The sequence below is a fragment of the Streptomyces sp. NPDC001770 genome, from assembly GCF_053596135.1.
Window position 1 is genome coordinate 312,775 of record NZ_JBSFFN010000003.1, and the last position, 17,269, is coordinate 330,043.

Below are 17,269 nucleotides of genomic sequence, written 5' to 3' on the forward strand. Positions count from 1 at the left end.
CCGTCCCGGTCTCCTGCTGCGTGCGCCGGCGCGCGGCTCGGGATCGGCGGACCCGGGCGCGGCCGTGCGGACTCCACGCTAATGCCGCCGGGCCCCGGTTCCCGCATCGCCGGGGGTGGCGAACCTCACCGGGACCTCGGCCGGGCCGGGATTGCCGGATGCGCGCGGTCACACGTCCCCGTACGCCTCGCCGCCGAGTTCGAGCGTCGCCGAGCCCGCCGTCGCGTCGGCCAGCCAGGCACGGAACCCGGCCACGTCCGCGTCGGGCAGGCCGATCTCCAGGGTGACCGCCTCCGCGTAACGCACCTCGCGTACGGCGGTTCCGGTGGCTCTCATGTCGTTCTCCAGCTTGCCCGCCCGCTGGTGGTCGACCGTGACGGTGGCCAGCCGGTAGCGCTGCCGGGTGAGGGTGCCGAGCTCGTCCAGCGCCTCGCCGACCACTCCCCCGTACGCCCGGATCAGGCCACCGGCGCCGAGCTTCACGCCGCCGTAGTACCGGGTCACCACGGCCACGGCGTACCGGACCTCGCGGCGCATCAGCATCTGCAGCATCGGCACTCCGGCGGTCCCGCCGGGTTCGCCGTCGTCGCTGGCCTTCTGGACGGAGGCGTCGGCGCCGACCACGTAGGCGTAGCAGTTGTGGGTGGCGGTGGGGTGCTCCTTGCGGACGCGTGCGACGAAGTCCTGCGCCTCCTGTTCGGTGGCGGCGGGGGCGAGCGCGCAGAGGAAACGCGACCGGTTGATCTCGGTCTCGTGCACGCCCGCTCGGGCAACTGTCCGGTACTGCTCCTGCATGCCTCCACCCTAGGTGGTGGCCGACAGGTCCATTCCGGGGTCCCGAGGCCCGCCGGAGCAACCGCCGCAGACCGACGCGCGCGGGGAATGGCGGGGCCGCGGCCCGGGTTGTCGGTGGCATGTACGCAGACGACGACACGATCCGGCGGATTCTCCTGAACACCGGCGACACCTGGGCCGTGGTCGGCCTCTCCACCAACACCTCGCGCGCGGCCTACGGCGTCGCCGGGGTCCTCCAGCGCTTCGGCAAGCGGGTCGTTCCGGTCCACCCGAAGGCCGAGACGGTGCACGGCGAGCAGGGGTACGCCTCGCTCGCGGACATCCCGTTCCCGGTGGACGTGGTGGACGTCTTCGTCAACGGCGAGCAGGCCGGTGCCGTCGCGGACCAGGCCGTGGCGATCGGGGCGAAGGCCGTCTGGTTCCAGCTGGGGGTGATCGACGAGGCCGCGTACGCACGGACGCGCGAGGCCGGTCTCGACATGGTCATGGACCGTTGCCCCGCGATCGAGATTCCGTCCCTGAGCTGACCCGAATCACCCGGGTCCGGTCAGTCCGCGACCGAACCGGGCGTTGACGGTCGCGCCCTTCCCGCGGGCCCGGGTGGCGGCGGAGAATGACCGGCTGTGGAGACGGTGTCGTACCCGGAGCGGCTGGCCGCCGAGCTGATCGTCCTGGGCGTGCGTCCCGGCGCGACGCTGATCGTGCACGCCTCGCTGCGCGCGCTGCGCCCACCGGACCGCGGCGCGGCGGCCGTGCTCGCGGGGGTGCGGGGGGCGCTGGGACCGGCGGGGACGCTGGTCGTCCCGGCGTTCACGCAGGAGAACTCCGACACCTCGCGCGCCCATCTGGCCCGGGTCGCCGGGCTCACGGAATCGGAACGCGCCCGGGTCCGCGCGGGCATGCCGCCCTTCGACGCGGCCACCACGCCCGCCCCGGCGATGGGCGGGGTCGCCGAGGCGGTCCGGCGGGCCCCCGGCGCGCGGCGCAGCGGCCACCCGCAGACCTCCTTCGCCGCGCTCGGTCCGGCCGCCGCGTGGCTGACCCGGGGCCACCGGGCCGACTGCCACCTGGGCGAGGACTCGCCGCTGGCCCGCCTGTACGACGCGGGCGCGCAGGCCTTGTTGCTCGGCACCGGTTTCGACACGTTCAGCGCCTTCCACCTCGCCGAGTACCGCGTCCCGGAGCCGCCCGTCCGCCGCTACCGCTGTGTGGTGGGCGGCCCCGGCGGAAGGCGGTGGTGGGAGTACGAGGACGTGGCGCTGGACGACTCGGACTTCGTCGCGCTGGGCGCGGAGTTCGCGCGCTCGGCGGGCCCGGGGACCGTCCGCACCGGCCGGGTGGGCGAAGCCGCCTGCACCCTGGTGCCGGTGCGGGAGGCGGTGGACTTCGCGGTGGTCCGGTTCACGGACGGGCCGTACGCGGGCGCCCGCCGCACCCGCACCGGGGGAGCCCCTCCGTCCGGCAGCGCCCATGCCGGGGACCCGGGCGCCGGGGATACCGGCACCCGGCCCGTCAGACGCCCAGCCCCTCCACCACCACTGCGCCCGGGAGGGCGGCGAGGGACTTTCCGGGAACGATGAGCTTGCCGCGGCGGCTGCCACTCCCGATGAGGACCCACTCCTCGTCCACCACCGCCGGGTCGATCAGCAGCGGCCAGGCGGCCGGGAGGCCGATGGGCGTGATCCCGCCGTACTCCATGCCGCTCTCGCCGACGGCGACGTCCATCGGGGCGAAGGAGGCCTTGCGCGCGCCGAGGTGCTTGCGCACCGCGCCGTTGACGTCGACACGGGTCCGGGAGAGTACGACGCAGGCGGCCAGGGTGACGTCGGTGCCGCGCTTGCCCGCGACAACCACGCAGTTGGCGGACTCGTCGAGCAGATCCGCGCCGTAGTGCTCGACGAAGACGGCGGTGTCGGCGAGGTCCGGGTCCGTGTCCACGTGCAGGATCTGCTCGGGGGTGAAGCCGCCCCACCCTCGGGTCACCGCCGCGGCGACCGGGCCGGTGAGCAGGTCGGTTCGGTCGGCCGCGGGAGCGGCTGCGTCGTCGTCGAAGGTGCCGATGGGTGCGCGCATGGATCAACGCTAACAGCAGCGCGCGAGCCGGATGTTGCCGGTTTCAGCGGACCGGGGGGATCGAGACGGCCATGGTCAGCTCGACCGGCTCCGTGCCTTCGTTGCGGTAGGCGTGGGCGACGTGGGCCTGGAAGGTCGCCGAGGTGCCGGCGGGGACGGTGTGGGCGTCTCCGCCGACGACCAGGGTCAGTTCACCGGACGTGACGTGGAGGAGTTCGACGGTTCCCTCCGGGTGCGGGTCGGAGGCGCTGCCGTCACCCGGCTCCAGGTGCCAGGACCAGAGTTCGAACGGGCCTCCCGCCTCGGCACCGACGAGCAGGGTGGTCGAACTGCCCGCCTCGGTCGACCAGAGGCGTACCGCCTGCTCGGGGGCGACCAGGCGGACCTGCGGGCCCTGTTCGTAGTCGAGGAGGGTGGTGATGCTGACGCCGAGAGCGTCGGCGAGCTTCACCGTGGTGCCGATGCTCGGGTTGGTCCGGGCCTGCTCGATCTGGATGATCATGCCTCGGCTGACACCGGCGCGGGCCGCGAGAGCGTCCAGGGTGAAGCCCCGCTCCCCCCGCCAGTGCTTGAGGTTCCGTGCCAGCGACTGGGTCAACTGATCGAGATCAGACACATTCAGTCCAATATCCTTGATGGCGAAGTGCAAAATAATGAACTACGGTGTGGTGCACCTCGGCCCCAACCGTTCGCCGCACTGTACTGCGAGGCCTGTCTTGTCAGCACTTTTCGCCCTGGCCACCAGCCTGCTGTGGGGGCTCGCCGACTTCGGCGGCGGGCTGCTGACCCGCAGAATCCCGGCGCTCACGGTGGTCGTCGTCTCCCAGGCGATCGCCGTGGTGGTGCTGGGCGTCACGGTGGTGGCGACCGGCGCGTGGAGCGAGGCCGGTGACCGGCTCTGGTTCGCGGTGGCGGCGGGCACGGTGGGTCCGGTGGCGATGCTCTGCTTCTACAAGGCGCTCGCGCTCGGCCCGATGAGCGTGGTCTCCCCGCTCGGATCGCTCGGCGTCGCGGTACCGGTCTCCCTCGGCCTGCTCGCCGGGGAGCGGCCGGGTCCGGCCCAGCTGGCCGGGGTCGTCATCGCCGTGGCGGGGGTCGTCCTGGCGGGCGGGCCGGAGCTGCGCGGGGCGCCGGTGCGCCGCCGGGCCGTGCTGCTGACACTGGTGGCCGCCTTCGGCTTCGGGGCCGTCATGTCCCTGGTCTCGGAGGCTTCGACCAGCACGACCGGCCTGTTCCTGGCCCTCTTCGTACAGCGCGTCACCAACGTCCTGGTCGGCGGCGCGGCCCTGTGGGTGTCAGTACGCCGTGGCGGCCGGGCCCTGCCGGAGAAGGGCGGCGGGGCGGCGATCCTCGGGGCGCTGCCCGCGCTGGCCTTCGTCGGGCTCGCGGACGTCGCGGCGAACGGTACGTACGCCACGGCCGCGCGCCACGGCTCGGTGACGGTGGCCGCGGTACTGGCCTCGCTCTATCCGGTGGTGACCGCCCTGGCCGCGCGCGGAGTCCTCAAGGAACGGCTCCGCGGCATCCAGGCCGCCGGCGCGGGTCTCGCCCTGATGGGCACGGTACTGCTGGCCTCGGGATGACTCCGGTCCGGCGCACGGGCCGGAGCCGGGGCGGGACAGGACGGATTCACGCCGGATGCGCGCCGCCCTCCGCGGCGGCGAAGTCCAGCAGTTGCGCGGGCGTGACGCCCTCGGGAATCGGCACGGGCGCGGGAGTGCGCAGCGGCGGCTGCCAGCCGCGTTCCGGGTCGTAGCTCCGCACCACCCTGGCCGGGGCACCCGCCACGACGGAGTGGTCCGGGACCTCTCCCCGTACGATCGCGCCCGCCGCCACCACGACGTTGCGGCCGAGCCGGGCGCCGGGCAGCACCACGGCTCCCGTACCGATCCAGCAGCCGGGGCCTATCACCACCGGCTCCATGCGGGGCCACTGCCTGCCGACCGGCTGGTCCGGGTCGTCGTAGCTGTGGTTCGTGGAGGTGATGTAGACGTACGGGCCGCAGTACGTGTCCCGGCCGATGGTCACCGTGGTGTCGGCGATGACGTGACTGCCCCGGCCGAGAACGACCCCGTCGCCCAGGGTCAGGATGGGGTCGGGGCCCAGCTCCAGACCGGGCATCATCCCGGCGGTGAGCGTCACCTGCTCGGCTATGACGCAGTGGTCCCCGAGGCGGATCCACGGCTCGCCGAAGACCGTGCCCTGCGGGAACGCCAGCCGCGTCCCGGGCCCGATCCGGCCGAAGCGCAGCGGGCCGGGGTGCTCGGCGGTCACCGCGCCGTGCTCCCCCACCCAGGCCCGGCCGCGGTGGACCGCGCGGGAGGCGGCACGGCGCCACCAGCGGGAGAGGAAGGAGAACGTGTGTTTGCTCTTCGGCACCCGCTCACGGTAGCCCTCCGGCCCACCGCCCCCGGCGCTCCGCTCTGTGATGTTCACCCCAATGTTCGGCGTCGATCTTCGGCGGGTGCGACGGCGTCACCTACGGTTCCCCCCGGACACCACCGTCGGACGAAGGAGCGGACCATGGCGGAGCAGCCGTTGATCACGGGAGTGGGCGGCAAGGAGCCGTCGGTCGACGCGGACGCCTTCGTGGCGCCGACCGCCGTCGTGATCGGCGAGGTCACCCTCGCACCGGGTTCGAGCGTCTGGTACCAGGCGGTGCTGCGGGCGGACTGCGGCCCCATCTCCCTGGGCGCGGACAGCAACATCCAGGACAACTGCAGCGTCCACACCGACCCGGGCTTCCCGCTCACGGTCGGGGCCCGGGTGTCCGTGGGGCACAACGCCGTGCTGCACGGCTGCGTGATCGAGGACGACGTGCTGATCGGCATGGGCGCGACCGTGCTCAACGGCGCCCGCATCGGAGCCGGATCACTGGTCGCCGCACAGGCCCTCGTCCCCCAGGGGATGCGGGTGCCGCCGGGTTCCCTCGTGGCGGGCGTACCGGCGCGGGTCAAGCGGCAGGTCACCGCGGAGGAGCTGGAGGGGATCACGTTCAACGCGGTCGGTTACGTGGAGCTGGCCAAGGCCCACCGCGAGGCCCACGCGGGCTGAGCCGGCGCCAGGGCGGGACGCCCGGCCCTCAGTCCGCCGCGGCGGCCGGGGCCGGGGTTTCGTCGGGCCGGGCGGCCGCCTTCTTGGCGCGGTTCTTCAGCACCAGCATCGACGTCAGACCGATGAGCACCGCGACCAGGAGCCCGAGCCAGGAGAAGCGCTTCAGCCACGCCTCGGCCACCACACCCACCGTGTAGATGACGGCGGTGGTGCCGCCCGCCCAGACGATCCCGCCGAGCACGTTGGCGATCAGGAATTTCCAGTAGGGCATGCGCAGCACGCCGGCGAGCGGTCCGGCGAAGATGCGCAGCAGGGCCACGAAGCGGCCGAAGAACACAGCCCACATGCCCCACTTCTCGAACGAGCGCTCCGCCATGCCCACTTGGGCGGCACCGAAGTGCTTGGGGAATCTCGCCTCCAGCCAGGCCAGCAGCGGGCGCCCGCCCTTCCTGCCGATCGCGTAGCCGATCGAGTCGCCCACGACCGCCCCCGCGGTGGCGCAGGCGCCCAGGACGTACGGGTTGATGTCGCCGTGCTGGGACGCGAGGAGAGCCGCGCTGACGAGGACGATCTCGCCGGGCAGCGGGATGCCCAGGCTCTCCAGACCGATGACGCCCGCCACCAGAAGGTAGATGCTGAGCGCGGGGATGGTTTCGAGCCACTCCTGGACGTGCAACGCCGTTCCTCCCGTGCGGGTGTTCCCCCCTGCCGGCCGCCCGTGCGGCGGCGAGGCACAGTGCACCAGCCTACCGGGCGCGGCCCCCTCCGGAACGGCCGCTCCCGGCGGCGGAGCTCCCGCGCGGGGCCGCGCGGACGGCGGCCGGATCAGCCGTGCGGACGGAGCGTCCAGATCACCGTCATCTCGCCGGTCACCGCTCCGTCGGCGCGGGTGATCTCGATCGCGACGGGGAACTCGGGCCGCTTGCCCGCGTCCAGCTCGGCCACCACCTCGACGGCGGGGCGGCCCAGGGTGGCGGTCGCGGTGACCTCACCCATGGCCAGCTTGCGGTAGCCGATCTCGGCCCGGACGGCGAGCGGCACGGCCCGGTCGAGCTGGTCGCCGAAGGCGGCCATCACGATCGCGCCGCTGGCGGACTCGGCGAGTGTGAACATCGCTCCGGCGTGCGGTCCGCCGAGGTGGTTGTGGTACGCGGCCTGGTCGGGCAGGCGCAGCACCGCGCGCTCCGCCCCCGTCTCCAGGAATTCCAGGTCGAGGGTGCGGACCATCGGCACCGTCGCGGCGAGCATGTCGCCGAGGTTCTTCTCTTCTGCAGCGCTCATGGGCTGGATGTTACTCACGGGTAGATGCACTTGGCCATCCCCTTGCGGGGGCGGCCATGGCCGCCGACTCCGCGTCCCTCTATGGTTACTGGCCATGTGGCCAGGACAGCAGCCGCCCGGGGGCGAGCAGAACCCGCAGGACCCGAATCAGAATCCGTACCAGCAGCCGGGGTACCAGCAGCCGAATCCGTATCAGCAGCCGGGCTACCCGCAGGGGCAGCAGGAGCAGCCGGGACAGCCGCAGGGGCAGCAGCCCGGCTACGGCTATCCACAGGGGCAGGCGCCCGGCTACGGCTATCCACAGGGCGGGCCGAACGCCGGTCCGCAGCAGCCGAACCCGTACCAGCAGCCGACTGTCCCCGCCTACGCCGTGCAGCCGCCGCCCGTCGGGCCGCAGCGGCCCGACGAGAAGCGGAAGACCGCGGTGGTCGCCGTGGTCGCGGCTGCCGCGGTGGTGGTGACGGCGGTCGTCACCGGCGTCGTGGTGATGAAGAAGGACGACAAACCCGGCGGCAAGGACGTCGCCGACGGCAAGGCTTCGTCCTCCGCCCCGGTGAAACCGTCGGCCGCGGCCTCCACGCCCGCCAATCCGCGGAGCGGCGACGACGACCCGAAGCCGACCGTGCCGGGGTGGAAGGTCGTCACCAACCCCAAGTGGGGGACGCGGTTCGAGGTGCCGGGCGACTGGGAGGTGTCGTCCGCCGGCATGAGCGCCGGATTCGAGGACGCCAAGGACCCGACGGGCACGCCCGCCGCCATCTTCACCGCCCCCGCGTATCTCAAGAGCAAGTGGTGCGTGGACGACTCCGACAAGGACGGGCGCGAGGAGGAGACCAGCCTCGCCGGCGTCGGGAGCAAGGGTGCGCAGGGCGCCAAATCGACCGACGAGGCGGCGACGAAAACCGCGGAACAGTGGGTCTGGGCCGGTTACGCGCAGACCGACCCGGTGGACAAGGTCAAGGTCGGCGCCCCGGAGCCGTACACCAGCACATCGGGTCTGACCGGGAGCGTCGCCAGGGCCACCGCGCTCGGCCTTGCGAACAAGCACAAGTGCGACACGGACGGGAAGTCGGTCGTCTTCAGCTTCAAGAACAGTGACGGCGCGTACGCGAGCTGGGTCTTCTTCGGCGCCACCGGCGTGGACGACGAGCTGCCCGACACCACCATCGACAAGATCCTGAGCACCGTCCGGCTGGTGGACGTCAGCTCCTGATCCCGGAGAGCACGGTCCCGGAGAGCACGGTCCCGGAGAGCACCACGCGCGCCTCCGCCGCCGGGCACCTTGGGTGCGCGGCGGCGGAGCACGGCACGAACCGGGTGAAAAGGTGCGCCGCCCCCGCCCGGGAACATATCCATTTGGCAACGCGGGGCCCCGGCGTGTTTAGTCCCTGGGTGACATCCCCCGCACCCTCCCCCGCGAAGCGGCGCCGCCCCGAGTGGGCCGGCCGCAATTACACCCTGCTGACCAGCGCCGCCATCATCACGGGCGTGGGCAGCAGCAGCGCCCTCATCGCCACCTCGTTCGCGGTGCTCCAGCAGGGCGGGGACGGCGGGGACATCGGACTCGTGGCCGCCGCCCGCACCCTGCCCCTGGTGGTCTTCATCCTGATCGGCGGGGCCGTCGCGGACCGGATGCCGCGCCACCGGGTGATGGTCGCGGCCAACGCGCTCAACTGCGTCTCCCAGGCCGCCTTCGCCCTGCTGGTGCTGACCGGCACCGCCGAGCTCTGGCAGATGATGGTGCTCACCGCGCTCTGCGGTACTGGACAGGCCTTCTTCAACCCGGCCGCCGAGGGCATGCTGATGTCCTCGGTCACTCCGGAGCAGTCCGCCCGTGCCTTCTCCTTCTTCCGTATGTCGACCCAGGGCGCGGGCATCGGCGGGGCCGCGCTAGGCGGGGTCATGGCCTCCGCGATGAACCCCGGGTGGGTGCTGGCCGTGGACGCGGCGGGCTTCGCGGTCGCCGGTGCGCTCCGAGCCTTCCTCGACGTGAGCCACATCCCCGCCCGCGAGCCGGGCGGCGGCCTCCTCTCCGACATGCGCGAGGGGTGGCGGGAGTTCATCGGCCGGCCCTGGCTCTGGGCGGTCGTGGCGCAGTTCTCGGTGGTGGTGGCGGTCGTCGGCGCCGCCGAGTCGGTCTACGGCCCGCTGGTCGCCCGCGACGAGTTCGGGGGCCCGGGTCCCTGGGGCACCGCCCTCGCCACCTTCGGTGTGGGCACGCTCGGCGGGGCGCTGCTGATGTCCCGGTGGAAGCCCCGGCGGCTGCTGCTCGCGGGCACGCTCGGCGTCTTCCCGCTGGCCCTCCCTTCGGCGGCGCTCGCGGTGCCGCTGCCGGTGGCCGGGCTCTGCGTCGTCATGTTCGTGAGCGGCGTCGCCATAGAGGTGTTCGGGGTCTCGTGGATGACGACGATGCACCAGGAGATCCCGGAGGAGAAGCTGTCGCGGGTCTCCGCCTACGACTGGTTCGGCTCCGTGGCGATGCTGCCGCTCGCCACGGCGGTGGCCGGTCCGGTCGAAGGGCTCGTCGGGCGCGGTACGGCGCTCTGGGGGTGCGCGGCGCTGGTGGTGGTCATGACCGCGCTGGTCCTGCTCGTACCAGACGTACGGAACATGACCCGGCGCGAGCACACCGGGCCCGTCGCGGCCGGCGGCTCCGGTTCCGGAACTGGATCCGAGGACTCCCTTCCGGCACCGGCCGCTGGTGCCGTCCCCCTGGGGGCCGGTGCCTCAGCGGTGTCCGGTACCTCAGCCGATACGGAAGGCGCCCTCGGGAGGCTCGGGTGAGGCGACCGCGTCGGCGTCGCCGACCGGTTCCGCCCGGCCGATCAGGCGGGTGAGCGCCGGTCCGTGTTCGACCCGGGCGGGGAACGCGTCGCCCGCGCAGCGGCGGGTGAGCGCGGCGGTGTCCAGCGGTGCGTGCGCGGCCAGCAGTACGACGTTCCCGAAGCGCCGTCCGCGCAGCACGGCGGGTTCGGCGACGACCGCGACCTCGGGGAAGACGGCGGCGAAGCCGGCGAGCTGGGAGCGGAGGAACCCGAAGGGCGCGCTGTCGGCCAGATTGGCGGCGTAGATCCCGTCCGTACGCAGCACCCGGGCGGCGGCCCGCGCGTACTCGACGGAGGTGAGGTGGGCCGGAACACGCGACCCGCCGAAGACGTCGGCGATCAGTACGTCGACCGAGCCCGGCGCGGTCCGCTCCAGCAGTTCCCGGGCGTCCTCGGCGTGCACGGTGATCCCGCTGTCCTCCGGCAGCGGCAGCAGCTCCGTCACCAGCTCCAGCAGCCCCCGGTCGGCCTCGGCGACCCGTTGCCGGGAGCCGGGCCGGGTGGCGGCGGTGTAGCGCGGCAGGGTCAGCGCCCCACCGCCCAGGTGCAGGACGTCGAGCGGTTCGCCGGGGGCGGCGGCCGTGTCCAGCACGTGCGCGAGCCGCTGGACATACTCGAACTCCAGGTACGCGGCGTCGTCCAGGTCCACGTGGGACTGTGGGGCCCCGTCGACCGTGAGCAGCCACGCGCGGTCCCGGTCCACGTCGGGCAGCAGGCGGGCGGTGCCCCGGTCGACATCGCGGATGACGGGTATCGGCTCGTTCACTCCCCCATTGTGAGGCGTCCGAGGGGGTGCGGCGTACGGCGAGGCGCGGAGGCACGGGGGAGTCCGGCGGGCCCGCCTCCCCGGGTGGGGAAGACGGGCCCCGGCCTTCGCGGGCGCGGCGGCCTTCGCGGGCGCGGCGGCCTTCGCGGGCGCGGCGGCCTTCGCGCCTTCAAGGCCGCAGCGGCTCAGAGCAGCGCGGTGACCGTGCCGGCGCCGACGGTACGGCCGCCCTCGCGGATCGCGAAGCCGAGCCCGGCCTCCAGCGGGACGTCCCGGCCGAGCTCGACGGTCATGGTGACCGTCTCCCCCGGGCGTGCGAACCCGGCCGTTCCCAGGTCGACGTCACCGACCACGTCCGCGGTGCGGATGTAGAACTGCGGCCGGTAGCCGGTGGCGACCGCGGTGGTACGGCCGCCCTCGCGGGCGGACAGCACGTAGACCTGGGCGGTGAAACGACGCGTCGGGGTGGTGCTGCCCGGCGCCGCCACGACATGGCCCCGCCGGACCCGGTCGCGTTCCACTCCGCGCAGCAGCAGGGCGACGTTGTCCCCGGCCTGCGCGGACTCCATCGGCCTGCCGAAGGTCTCCAGGCCGGTGACCACCGTCTCGGTGCCGGCGCCGAGCACGTGGACCCGGTCGCCGATGCGTACGGTGCCGCGCTCGACCGCACCGGTGACGACGGTGCCACGCCCGGTGATGGTGAGCACGTTCTCCACCGGGAGCAGGAAGGGCGCGTCCGTGTAGCGCACCGGTATCGGCACATACGTGTCCACCGCGTCGAGCAGTCCCTCGATCGCCGCCGTCCAGCGCGGGTCGCCCTCCAGCGCCCCAAGCCCGGAGACCTGGACGACGGGGACCGAGTCGCCCCCGTACCCGTGGGCGGAGAGCAGGTCGCGCACCTCCAGCTCGACCAGTTCGGCCAGTTCGGGGTCGGCAATGTCCGACTTGTTCAGGGCGACGACGATGTGGTCCACGCCGACCTGACGGGCCAGCAGTACGTGCTCGGTGGTCTGCGGCATGACGCCGTCCAGGGCGGATACGACGAGGATCGCCCCGTCGAGCTGAGCCGCTCCGGTCACCATGTTCTTGATGTAGTCGGCGTGGCCCGGCATGTCGACGTGGGCGTAGTGCCGGGTGTCGGTCTCGTACTCGACGTGCGCGAGGTTGATGGTGATGCCGCGCCGGCTCTCCTCGGGGGCGCGGTCGATCCGGTCGAACGCGACGTACGAGCTGGAGGCGCCCGGCCGCGCGCTGAGCACCTTGGTGATGGCGGCGGTGAGCGTTGTCTTTCCGTGGTCGACGTGGCCCATGGTTCCGATGTTGAGGTGGGGCTTGGTGCGGACGAATGCCGTCTTGGGCATGGCTCGTTCCTTGGTTTCGAAGCCGTGAGAGGGGACCCCTGAGCCCGTCCGACCCTCCCCTCGCGGGGTCCGCCGGACAATCGGAGGAGGGTCAGCTTCGGGCGCCGCCGAGCGGCGCCGGTGCGACGGAGGTGGCCGCCGCGAGCGGTGCCGCGGCGGTGAATGCGGTCGCGGGGGACGCTGCGGCGAGGAATGCCACGACGGTCTTCGCGGCAGCCTTCGGCGCGTCCGCGACTGCGGACGGCGCTGCGAGGAAGGCGTACCGGGACATGTCCTGGATGATGTCCGGTCGGCGCGGTGCGCGTCGACCGGTTTTCCGGGATGGGAAGGGGCGCGGCGTGGGCTCGGCCCCGGGCAAGGCCGGGCGGCGCACGCCGGAGCGTGCTTGCGCGTACCTGGCGCGGTGTGTGCGGGACGCCAAGACGGACGCGGACAGTCCCTTGCTGTCGGGCCGTCAGGTCGTCACGCGTCCATTACGGCGATCACATGCCTCTTTCCGTTACTCTCCCCAGATGTTCGAACCCGTCCCCGCGGCCCGTCCCCGCAACGGTCCGGCCCTGCGCTGTTCGAAGGCGCTGCTGTCCCCCTGGTCCCGGTTCTCCCTGCTCGTGGTGGTGCTGGCCGCCGCCGCGTCGAGCATGCTGCTGTTCGATCCACAGCGGATGCTCTCCTCCGGCTGGCCTTCCCAGCTGACGGGCGGCACCGCGGTCCTGCTGTTCGGGCTGGCGTACGGGGTCTGCACCGTGGCCTTCGCGCCGCGCCCCCTCCTCAACCTGGCGGCGGGAGCGCTCTTCGGCACGCAGGCGGGTCTGGCCGCGGCCCTCGCGGGCACGGTGCTCGGGGCCGGTATCTCCTTCCTGCTCGGCCGGGTGCTGGGGCAGGACGCGCTGCGCACCCTGGTGCGCGGGCGCTGGCTGAAAGCCGCGGACGGTCTGCTGAGCCGGCACGGTTTCCGTTCCATGCTGGCGCTCCGGCTCTTCCCGGGCGTGCCGTTCGCCGCCGCCAACTACTGCGCGGCCACCTCTCGCATGCGGTACGCGCCGTTCCTGCTGGCGACGGGGCTCGGTTCCATCCCCAACACGGCCGCTTACGTCGTCGCGGGCAGCGAGGCCGCTTCGCCGACGTCCCCCGCGTTCCTCGTCGCGACGGGCTTCATCGTGCTGTCGGCCGTCGGAGGCGCGCTGGTCGCCTGGCGCAAACGCCACCGGTTCGGCCAAGCCGCCTGAACCCGCGGCTCCGCCCGAGCGGCGGGAGCCGGGAAGGAGCGCGCCCGGACGTGGAGCGGGCTCCGGAGCGGGGGCAGGAGTCAAGGCGTTCACCCGCAGGCGATACCCTGCGCCCGACGACAAAAGATCTCCGAGGCTTTCGCCTTGTCCTTTTCTGCCCGTATTTGCACGCTGCCGACGTCCTCATGTCGTGCGGCCGTAGCCTGATCACCTCCGGGATGGCCTAAGCCCCATGAGCTGGTTCGAATCATTCGTCCTGGGCCTCGTTCAGGGACTGACCGAGTTCCTGCCGATCTCCTCCAGCGCCCATCTGCGGCTGACCGCCGCTTTCGCGGGCTGGCACGACCCTGGTGCGGCGTTCACCGCCATCACCCAGATCGGTACGGAAGCGGCGGTGATCATCTACTTCCGCAAGGACATCGTCCGCATCATCTCGTCCTGGTTCCAGTCGCTCTTCAAGCGCGAGATGCGCGGCAACCACGACGCCCAGATGGGCTGGCTGGTCATCGTCGGCTCGATCCCGATCGGTGTCCTCGGGGTGGCCTTCAAGGACCAGATCGAAGGTCCCTTCCGCGACCTCCGTCTGATCGCGACGACCCTGATCGTCATGGGCATCGTCCTCGGCATCGCGGACCGGCTCGCGGCCCGCGACGAGGCCGGCGGCAAGCACCGCGCCGCCAAGGAGCGCAAGTCGCTCCAGGACCTGGGCGTGCGGGACGGCCTGATCTACGGTCTCTGCCAGGCGATGGCGCTGATCCCGGGCGTATCCCGCTCGGGCGCCACCATCAGCGGTGGTCTGCTGATGGGCTACACCCGCGAGGCCGCGGCCCGCTACTCCTTCCTGCTCGCCATCCCCGCCGTCCTGGCATCCGGTGTCTTCGAGCTCAAGGACGCGGGCGAGGGCCACGTGTCGTGGGGCCCGACGATCTTCGCGACCCTGGTCGCCTTCGTGGTCGGTTACGTGGTCATCGCCTGGTTCATGAAGTTCATCTCGTCCAAGAGCTTCATGCCCTTCGTCTACTACCGCGTGGCCCTCGGCATCGTCCTCTTCATCCTGGTCACAGCGGGTGTGCTGAGCCCCCACGCGGGCGAGTCGGCAGGCTGAGACCCGGGCCGGAGCGCTCGGATGCCCCCAGGTTTTCCCTGGGGGCATTCTGTCGTTCCGGGAGCATTTCTCCGCGCCCGCCCGACGGGCTCGTCTCCCAGAATTCTCCCAGTCGTCCCCGGACCAGTCGTCCCCGGACCAGTCGCTCTCGGCCGGCCGTCCCGGACCGGAGCGGCGCGGAGCCACCGGCAGCCCCGCGCCGGATGCGACGGGGCGCATCCCGTCGCACGCTGGGCGCATGGCAACTCCACCGATCGTCATACACCGGCCGACGCCCTCCGGAGGGCGTCGCGTGACCGTCCACTACGAGGGTCGCGACGAGATACTGGGGCTCGCCCATTCGGACCAGGACGTGATCGTCTTCCTGGCCGAAGCCGGGCTGGACGACCCCGACCGGATACTCGACAACCCGATGTGGGTCGAGTGGCGCGGCGGCCGGGCCCACCGGTACGAAGCGGCGTGACGCCGCACCGCGACGGGCCGCCCCGCGGATCGGAGCCGTACGAGCACGTATTCGTCCCGGTGGCAGTCGTCCCGGTACTGGTCGTCCCGGTACTGGTCGCACGTGCCCTCGGGCCCTCATCGGGCCGTCCTCACCGACCCGCGCCCGCCGTACAGCCGGTACAGCCCGTGGTGGCACCGGTACCCCCCGTGGCGCGTCACGGCCGGGTGATCGTCCCGCACTCGGCGTCGTCCGCCTCCGGTTCCTCGATCGGGGCGTGGCGGTCATAGGGGTCCGACGCGGGGCCGTGGCGGGTTCGCCGGTGGATCTGCCGTCGGGGCCTGGAGTGATCATTCGTCAGGGGTGTGCGACCGACAAGGGTTCTCGTCAGGTGTGAGCAAGCTGCGATCGAACGGTGCGGGCCGCGCCCGTCACCCCCGCGCAGGGCGGAAGAGGCGGTGGCGGGCGACGAGTTCGACGGTGATCGCCACCGCGATCGACTGCACGGCCATCAGCGCGACCAGCACGAAGAGCTGGACCGCGCCGGCCATCAGCGGGCTCGCCCCGCCGAGCAGCATCCCGACGAACGCGCCCGGCAGCGTGACCAGCCCGACGGTCCGGGTCTGGTCGAGGCCGGGCAGCAGCGCGTCGGAGGCGGAGGGCCTCGCGATCTCCACCCTGGCGTCCCGGTCCGAGAACCCCAGCGCCATGGCCGCCTCCACCTCCCCCCGCCGCTGCTCCAGTTCGTCCAGCGCCCGGCGCCCGGCCTGGACGGTCACCGTGAGTGCCCCGCCGATGAGGATGCCGGTGACCGGGATCAACGCGACACCCTTCAGCGGTACGAGTCCGGTCAGCAGCAGCGAGCCGGCCACCGGCACCACACCCGCGGCGATCGGCACGCACGTCAGCCACCAGGTGTGGTTGCCGGTGATCCGGCGCCCGGCCGTGCGCACCGCGACCGAGAACATGACAGCCAGAAATGCCAGCAGCCCCACCACCTCGGTGACCGCCCACGTGATCACGAGGGACACCGCCGCGAGCTGTACCGCCGCACGCACACCCGCGATCAGGATCTCCCGGGCCCGGTGCGCCGGGTCGCCCGGAGACAGGTGGCACAGACCCGCCACGGCCGCCGCCCCCAGTGCCAGCACACCCAGCAGGATGCCGAGGGTGAGGTTGACCGGGAGGAGGGATGCCGCACTCAGTGTCACCGGCCCACCCTACGGGCCGACCCGTGCGGGGTTTCGGGGCGCCGCCCACGGGGTGCGGGCGGCGGCGTGCTGGTGACCGGGTGCGGGTTACGGGGTTGTCGCCCTGCCAGGGTTACGGGGTGTCGCCCTGCCAGTCCCACCGGTGGAGGTCGCCCCGGCGGGGGCCGTACTCCGCTCGGCCGCCCGGGCCGTACGCCCCTATCTCCGTGATCAGGGCCGCCCCCTCGGCCAGCGCCGTCTCGGACCATCCGGTCACGTCGAGGAGCAGCCCGTCCAGGGGGCCGCCGACCAGCTCACGGTAGGTGTGCCCGGGGCGCGGTCCGGGATCCGGGTCCTCATGGTCGGCGCCGTACACCCGACGCCGCATCAGCTCGTCCATACGGGCAGGATCGCACCCACCACTGACAACCGCAGTGCGCGGACCGCTCACCCCGCTTCGGGGCCGTGGTCCTTCTGCCACTGGGCCCAGGGAACCCGGGCGATCTCACGGATGCCGCCGAGCGTGCCCCACTCGTTCTTGCCGAGCCGGGTCAGCGGGCGCATCCGGGTGATCTCCGGGTGTCCGTCCACCAGAACCGCCTCGTCGACGACGGCGTGCACCACACGGCCGAAGACCACGGTGGAGTCCCCGAGGAGCACAGTGCTGTGCAGCTCGCACTCGAGCGCGACCGGCGATGCGGCGACCCGTGGCGGCGCGACCCGGAGACTGGGCTCGGTCGCGATGCCGACCGCCTCGAACTCGCTCGTACCGTGGGGGAAGTCGGTGCTGGTGGCGTTGATCTGCTCGAAGAGGTGCTCGGGCGCCAGGTTCACCACGAACGAACCCGTCTGTTCGATGTTGCGCAACGAGTCCTTCCGGCCGACCGAGGTGAACTGGACGACCGGGGGCGTGACACAGGCGATCGTGAAAAAGGAATGCGGGGCCAGGTTGGCGGTGCCGTCCGCGGCCACGGTGGAGACCCACGCGATCGGCCGGGGCACGACCACGGCGGTCATCAACTGGTAGAAGGCTCGGGACTGCATGGTCTGAGGATCGAAGTCGACGCGCATGATCATCAGTATCCCGTGCGGGCGGGGGATTCCGGCCTGGGGTCCCGGCCTCGCCACATCGCTCATTCCGCGGAGGGCGT

General features: G+C 72.5%; 21 protein-coding genes. 9 read left to right on the forward strand and 12 right to left on the reverse strand.

Annotated features, from left to right (window positions below):
- Positions 1-168 precede the first annotated feature (168 nt).
- Entirely contained in the window at positions 169-795 is a 627-nt protein-coding gene (locus ACWCSV_RS05050; protein WP_327174460.1) for a YigZ family protein, read from the reverse strand.
- A 119-nt stretch (positions 796-914) separates the two neighbouring features.
- Here ACWCSV_RS05050 and ACWCSV_RS05055 point away from each other — a divergent pair, with 119 nt between their 5' ends.
- Positions 915-1,322 (forward strand): CoA-binding protein, encoded by a 408-nt coding sequence (locus tag ACWCSV_RS05055; RefSeq protein ID WP_451138609.1) that lies wholly within the window; start codon positions 915-917, stop codon positions 1,320-1,322.
- A gap of 96 nt (positions 1,323-1,418) precedes the next feature.
- A complete protein-coding gene (locus tag ACWCSV_RS05060) occupies positions 1,419-2,375 on the forward strand; it encodes an aminoglycoside N(3)-acetyltransferase (RefSeq protein ID WP_451138611.1) in 957 nt (318 codons plus the stop codon).
- Here the strand turns inward: ACWCSV_RS05060 and ACWCSV_RS05065 are convergent.
- On the reverse strand, positions 2,308-2,868 hold the full coding sequence (locus tag ACWCSV_RS05065) for a YbaK/EbsC family protein (protein ID WP_451138613.1): 561 nt from the start codon (positions 2,866-2,868) through the stop codon (positions 2,308-2,310). The genes ACWCSV_RS05060 and ACWCSV_RS05065 overlap by 68 nt on opposite strands.
- Before the next feature lie 43 nt (positions 2,869-2,911).
- Positions 2,912-3,484 carry a helix-turn-helix domain-containing protein gene (locus ACWCSV_RS05070; RefSeq protein ID WP_451138615.1) on the reverse strand — a complete coding sequence of 191 codons (573 nt, stop codon included), beginning with the start codon at positions 3,482-3,484 and terminating at the stop codon, positions 2,912-2,914.
- Positions 3,485-3,584: 100 nt separating this feature from the next.
- On the opposite strand from ACWCSV_RS05070, the gene ACWCSV_RS05075 reads away from it, so the two are divergent.
- Entirely contained in the window at positions 3,585-4,451 is an 867-nt protein-coding gene (locus ACWCSV_RS05075) for an EamA family transporter (protein ID WP_451138617.1), read from the forward strand.
- A 46-nt stretch (positions 4,452-4,497) separates the two neighbouring features.
- Here the strand turns inward: ACWCSV_RS05075 and ACWCSV_RS05080 are convergent, their stop codons facing one another.
- The gene (locus ACWCSV_RS05080) at positions 4,498-5,247 is read right to left on the reverse strand and encodes an acyltransferase (protein ID WP_451138619.1); all 750 of its coding nucleotides are present in this window, start codon (positions 5,245-5,247) and stop codon (positions 4,498-4,500) included.
- A 144-nt stretch (positions 5,248-5,391) separates the two neighbouring features.
- On the opposite strand from ACWCSV_RS05080, the gene ACWCSV_RS05085 reads away from it, so the two are divergent.
- Positions 5,392-5,922 (forward strand): gamma carbonic anhydrase family protein, encoded by a 531-nt coding sequence (locus ACWCSV_RS05085; RefSeq protein ID WP_451138621.1) that lies wholly within the window; start codon positions 5,392-5,394, stop codon positions 5,920-5,922.
- Between the two features lie 28 nt (positions 5,923-5,950).
- Here ACWCSV_RS05085 and ACWCSV_RS05090 read toward each other — a convergent pair whose 3' ends face one another.
- Together ACWCSV_RS05090 and ACWCSV_RS05095 are read right to left on the reverse strand one after the other, a co-directional pair.
- Positions 5,951-6,598 (reverse strand): DedA family protein, encoded by a 648-nt coding sequence (locus ACWCSV_RS05090; protein WP_451138623.1) that lies wholly within the window; start codon positions 6,596-6,598, stop codon positions 5,951-5,953.
- A gap of 149 nt (positions 6,599-6,747) precedes the next feature.
- Positions 6,748-7,203, reverse strand: coding sequence for a DUF4442 domain-containing protein (locus tag ACWCSV_RS05095; protein ID WP_451138625.1), 456 nt, complete (start codon positions 7,201-7,203; stop codon positions 6,748-6,750).
- A 94-nt stretch (positions 7,204-7,297) separates the two neighbouring features.
- Between ACWCSV_RS05095 and ACWCSV_RS05100 the strand changes: the two genes are divergently transcribed.
- On the forward strand, positions 7,298-8,416 hold the full coding sequence (locus ACWCSV_RS05100; RefSeq protein WP_451138627.1) for a hypothetical protein: 1,119 nt from the start codon (positions 7,298-7,300) through the stop codon (positions 8,414-8,416).
- A gap of 179 nt (positions 8,417-8,595) precedes the next feature.
- Positions 8,596-9,987 (forward strand): MFS transporter, encoded by a 1,392-nt coding sequence (locus ACWCSV_RS05105; RefSeq protein WP_451138629.1) that lies wholly within the window; start codon positions 8,596-8,598, stop codon positions 9,985-9,987.
- Here the strand turns inward: ACWCSV_RS05105 and ACWCSV_RS05110 are convergent.
- The 3 genes from ACWCSV_RS05110 to ACWCSV_RS05120 all read right to left on the reverse strand — a co-directional run bounded on the left by ACWCSV_RS05110 (position 9,949) and on the right by ACWCSV_RS05120 (position 12,426).
- The gene (locus tag ACWCSV_RS05110) at positions 9,949-10,794 is read right to left on the reverse strand and encodes a spermidine synthase (protein WP_451138631.1); all 846 of its coding nucleotides are present in this window, start codon (positions 10,792-10,794) and stop codon (positions 9,949-9,951) included. The two genes, ACWCSV_RS05105 and ACWCSV_RS05110, sit on opposite strands and share 39 nt — an antisense overlap.
- A 185-nt stretch (positions 10,795-10,979) precedes the next feature.
- Complete coding sequence (tuf, locus tag ACWCSV_RS05115) at positions 10,980-12,155, reverse strand: elongation factor Tu (protein ID WP_451138633.1); 1,176 nt, start codon at positions 12,153-12,155, stop codon at positions 10,980-10,982.
- Between the two features lie 91 nt (positions 12,156-12,246).
- Positions 12,247-12,426, reverse strand: a complete 180-nt coding sequence (locus ACWCSV_RS05120; protein WP_451138635.1) for a hypothetical protein — start codon at positions 12,424-12,426, stop codon at positions 12,247-12,249.
- A 241-nt stretch (positions 12,427-12,667) separates the two neighbouring features.
- Here ACWCSV_RS05120 and ACWCSV_RS05125 point away from each other — a divergent pair, with 241 nt between their 5' ends.
- The 3 genes from ACWCSV_RS05125 (at position 12,668) to ACWCSV_RS05135 (ending at position 14,949) form a co-directional block, all read left to right on the forward strand.
- Positions 12,668-13,381 carry a TVP38/TMEM64 family protein gene (locus ACWCSV_RS05125; protein WP_451138637.1) on the forward strand — a complete coding sequence of 238 codons (714 nt, stop codon included), beginning with the start codon at positions 12,668-12,670 and terminating at the stop codon, positions 13,379-13,381.
- 232 nt (positions 13,382-13,613) lie between these two features.
- Positions 13,614-14,486: an undecaprenyl-diphosphate phosphatase gene (locus tag ACWCSV_RS05130; RefSeq protein ID WP_451138639.1), complete on the forward strand. Its 873-nt coding sequence runs from the start codon at positions 13,614-13,616 to the stop codon at positions 14,484-14,486.
- Positions 14,487-14,724: 238 nt separating this feature from the next.
- Positions 14,725-14,949 (forward strand): hypothetical protein, encoded by a 225-nt coding sequence (locus tag ACWCSV_RS05135; RefSeq protein ID WP_327174476.1) that lies wholly within the window; start codon positions 14,725-14,727, stop codon positions 14,947-14,949.
- A gap of 410 nt (positions 14,950-15,359) precedes the next feature.
- Here ACWCSV_RS05135 and ACWCSV_RS05140 read toward each other — a convergent pair whose 3' ends face one another.
- From ACWCSV_RS05140 to ACWCSV_RS05150, 3 genes are all read right to left on the reverse strand, one after another.
- Entirely contained in the window at positions 15,360-16,139 is a 780-nt protein-coding gene (locus tag ACWCSV_RS05140) for an ABC transporter permease (protein WP_451138641.1), read from the reverse strand.
- A 112-nt stretch (positions 16,140-16,251) separates the two neighbouring features.
- Positions 16,252-16,518, reverse strand: coding sequence for an MDR/zinc-dependent alcohol dehydrogenase-like family protein (locus ACWCSV_RS05145; RefSeq protein ID WP_266701666.1), 267 nt, complete (start codon positions 16,516-16,518; stop codon positions 16,252-16,254).
- Positions 16,519-16,565: 47 nt separating this feature from the next.
- On the reverse strand, positions 16,566-17,189 hold the full coding sequence (locus ACWCSV_RS05150; protein ID WP_451138665.1) for a flavin reductase family protein: 624 nt from the start codon (positions 17,187-17,189) through the stop codon (positions 16,566-16,568).
- Positions 17,190-17,269 lie beyond the last annotated feature (80 nt).